This window comes from Bacillus sp. JJ1122, from assembly GCF_036964885.1.
In the GTDB taxonomy this organism is placed as follows: Bacteria; Bacillota; Bacilli; order Bacillales; family Cytobacillaceae; genus Mesobacillus.
Map to the genome: position 1 here is coordinate 1 of NZ_JBALQL010000024.1, position 360 is coordinate 360.

The following is a 360-nucleotide window of genomic DNA, read 5'->3' on the forward strand; positions in this document are numbered from 1 at the left end:
ATGCTATATACTAATATAGCACTTGAAATTATTTCTATATTTATAACCTTTTTACATAAATGTAGTTTGGTAGACTGCCAAGAGATAAAACAGGAAAGGATTTTCACATTGTCTAAAGAGCAACTGATCACCCTCATTGAGAAGAAACGTGAAGAATTGATCCAAATCGCTTCGAAGAACGGCCTCAGCTCAAACATTGCAATCCACCATAGCCAGGAGCTTGATGAACTACTTAACGAATATAACCGCGCATACATAAAAAAAGTTCCAACCCATTAAAAAACAGCTAAACGCATCGGGCGTTGTAGCTGTTTTATTTTTTGGGCTCTGTTAATCTAGGTTGTTGATTTTCGTTCCAGG

1 protein-coding gene is annotated in these 360 nt (G+C 36.7%); it reads left to right on the forward strand.

Annotated features, from left to right (window positions below):
* Positions 1 to 279: aspartyl-phosphate phosphatase Spo0E family protein (locus V7201_RS14170; RefSeq protein ID WP_335377395.1), on the forward strand; the 279-nt coding region annotated here is incomplete at its 5' end.
* Between the last annotated feature and the right edge of the window lie 81 nt (positions 280 to 360).